The sequence below is a fragment of the Ancylobacter amanitiformis genome (assembly GCF_030814815.1).
GTDB classification, from domain to species: Bacteria; Pseudomonadota; Alphaproteobacteria; order Rhizobiales; family Xanthobacteraceae; genus Ancylobacter; species Ancylobacter amanitiformis.
In genome coordinates, this window is the sequence record NZ_JAUSVR010000038.1 from 2501 (window position 1) to 5919 (window position 3419).

General features: G+C 54.5%; 2 rRNA genes. Both read left to right on the top strand.

From position 1 onward, the window contains the following. The first annotated feature begins 235 nt into the window (after window positions 1–235). Window positions 236–3056: ribosomal RNA gene (locus QOZ99_RS22230) — 23S ribosomal RNA — on the top strand. A 98-nt stretch (window positions 3057–3154) separates the two neighbouring features. Beyond that, window positions 3155–3269, top strand: a 5S ribosomal RNA gene (rrf, locus tag QOZ99_RS22235). Window positions 3270–3419: the final 150 nt, after the last annotated feature.

Consider the following 3419-nt stretch of genomic DNA (forward strand, 5'->3'; position numbering starts at 1 on the left):
TCGCAAGACGGATCGGAACATGGAACCCCTGGGTTTCGTGGATCCGGTCGTCGGGAGCGTGACCGCACCGTCATCGAATGACATGCGAAGCAAGCTGGTCTTTAGAAATAGCTTTGATGCCGTGAGGCGGGTCTCTCAAAACCGCCTCGCCCCCGTGATCCGCATGTCAGGTTGCACACCTGATGTGAGTACGGTTCGCGTTGTTCCAAATGGGGTGGGCATCGAAGATGAGAACGATCAAGTGTCTTAAGGGCATTCGGTGGATGCCTTGGCGCTAAGAGGCGATGAAGGACGTGGTACGCTGCGATAAGTTACGGGGAGCTGCGAACAAGCTTTGATCCGTAAATTTCCGAATGGGGAAACCCACCTTCGACGACTGGGACTCTGAAGTCTTGGCACACTGGAGCGATCCGGTGTGATGAGGCTTTGGAATTCCAGTTGTCAAATGAAGGTATCAAATCCTGAATACATAGGGGTTTGAAGCGAACCCGGGGAACTGAAACATCTAAGTACCCGGAGGAAAGGACATCAACAGAGACTCCGTTAGTAGTGGCGAGCGAACGCGGATCAGGCCAGTGGTGAATGAGCGACAAGTGGAACCGGTCAGGAAAGCCGGACCTTAGTGGGTGATAGTCCCGTACACGTAATGCAATCATTCATCCTCGAGTAAGGCGGGACACGTGAAATCCTGTCTGAACATGGGGGGACCACCCTCCAAGCCTAAGTACTCCTTAGCGACCGATAGCGAACCAGTACCGTGAGGGAAAGGTGAAAAGCACCCCGACAAGGGGAGTGAAACAGTTCCTGAAACCGGATGCCTACAAACAGTAGGAGCCCAAGGTTCGTCCTGGGTGACTGCGTACCTTTTGTATAATGGGTCAGCGACTTAGTCTGGCGAGCAAGCTTAAGCCGGTAGGTGTAGGCGCAGCGAAAGCGAGTCTGAACAGGGCGTTCAGTTCGTCGGATTAGACCCGAAGCCAAGTGATCTAGCCATGAGCAGGTTGAAGGTGCGGTAACACGCACTGGAGGACCGAACCGGTGCCCGTTGAAAAGGTCTCGGATGACTTGTGGCTAGGGGTGAAAGGCCAATCAAACTTGGAAATAGCTGGTTCTCCGCGAAAACTATTTAGGTAGTGCCTCGCGTGAATACTCCAGGGGGTAGAGCACTGGATGGGCTAGGGGGATTTACCATCTTACCAAACCTAACCAAACTCCGAATACCTGGAAGTACTGCGCGGGAGACAGACGGCGGGTGCTAACGTCCGTCGTCGAGAGGGAAACAACCCTGACCTACAGCTAAGGCCCCCAAGTCGTGGCTAAGTGTGAAAGGATGTGAGAGTCCGAAAACAACCAGGAGGTTGGCTTAGAAGCAGCCATCCTTTAAAGAAAGCGTAACAGCTCACTGGTCTAGGATTCTTGCGCCGAAAATGTAACGGGGCTCAAGCCACGCGCCGAAGCTTAGGGTTTGCCTTCGGGCAAGCGGTAGCGGAGCGTTCCGTAAGCCTGCGAAGGAGGACCCGTGAGGGCCTCTGGAGGTATCGGAAGTGCGAATGCTGACATGAGTAACGACAAACAGTGTGAGAGACACTGTCGCCGAAAGTCCAAGGGTTCCTGCGTAAAGCTAATCTGCGCAGGGTTAGCCGGCCCCTAAGGCGAGGCCGAAAGGCGTAGTCGATGGGAATCAGGTGAATATTCCTGAGCCTGTGGGTAGTGACGAATCCCGTGTGTTGTCAGACGAATTGGTTCTGTTCTGGCTTCGAAGGGGTTCCAGGAAATAGCTCCCACAACATAGACCGTACCCGAAACCGACACAGGTGGACTGGTAGAGTATACCAAGGCGCTTGAGAGAACTATGCTGAAGGAACTCGGCAATTTACCTCCGTAACTTCGGGATAAGGAGGCCTTCCATGTGGGCAACCATGTGGGAGGGGCACAGACCAGGGGGTGGCAACTGTTTAGCAAAAACACAGGGCTCTGCGAAATCGTAAGATGACGTATAGGGTCTGACGCCTGCCCGGTGCCGGAAGGTTAAGAGGAGGGGTGCAAGCTCTGAATTGAAGCCCCGGTAAACGGCGGCCGTAACTATAACGGTCCTAAGGTAGCGAAATTCCTTGTCGGGTAAGTTCCGACCTGCACGAATGGCGTAATGACTTCCCCGCTGTCTCCAGCATAGACTCAGTGAAATTGAATTCCCCGTGAAGATGCGGGGTTCCTGCGGTCAGACGGAAAGACCCCGTGCACCTTTACTGCAACTTTGCACTGGCATTCGTGTCGGTATGTGTAGGATAGGTGGTAGACTTTGAAGCGAGGGCGCCAGCTCTCGTGGAGTCATCCTTGAAATACCACCCTTATAGATATGGATGTCTAACCGCGATCCGTCATCCGGGTCCGGGACATTGCATGGTGGGCAGTTTGACTGGGGCGGTCGCCTCCCAAAGAGTAACGGAGGCGCGCGATGGTGGGCTCAGACCGGTCGGAAATCGGTCGTCGAGTGCAATGGCATAAGCCCGCCTGACTGCGAGACTGACAAGTCGAGCAGAGACGAAAGTCGGCCATAGTGATCCGGTGGTCCCACGTGGACGGGCCATCGCTCAACGAATAAAAGGTACGCCGGGGATAACAGGCTGATGATGCCCAAGAGTCCATATCGACGGCATCGTTTGGCACCTCGATGTCGGCTCATCACATCCTGGGGCTGGAGCAGGTCCCAAGGGTTCGGCTGTTCGCCGATTAAAGTGGTACGTGAGCTGGGTTCAGAACGTCGTGAGACAGTTCGGTCCCTATCTGCCGTGGGTGTAGGAATATTGAGAGGATTTGTCCCTAGTACGAGAGGACCGGGATGAACGTACCTCTGGTGGAGCTGTTGTGGCGCCAGCCGCAGTGCAGCGTAGCTATGTACGGTCGGGATAACCGCTGAAAGCATCTAAGCGGGAAACCCACCTCAAAACGAGTATTCCCTTGAGAACCGTGGAAGACGACCACGTTGATAGGCCGGGTGTGTAAGTATGGCAACATATTGAGCTTACCGGTACTAATCGTTCGATTGGCTTGATCGTTCTCATCCTCGATGCTCATCCATCAGGAAATGATCAAACCTGAAGACCAGTTCAGATCCAGCAGGATCCTTGCTTCGCAAAATGCTGTGCTTCGCCGGCCTGGTGGCCATTGCGAGGAGCCCCAACCCGATCCCATCCCGAACTCGGCCGTTAAACTCCTCAGCGCCGATGGTACTATGTCTCAAGACCTGGGAGAGTAGGTCGCTGCCAGGCCTGCAAAGCACAGCTCGCTTCTTCACAAACAAACAAAACCCCGCCATGGATAATCCCAGGCGGGGTTTTCGTTCGTAACAACACCCCCAACAGCGCAACTCAACAATCCCGGCACACCCAAAAATGGGCGGAAGCCCCAGCCGAAGGATC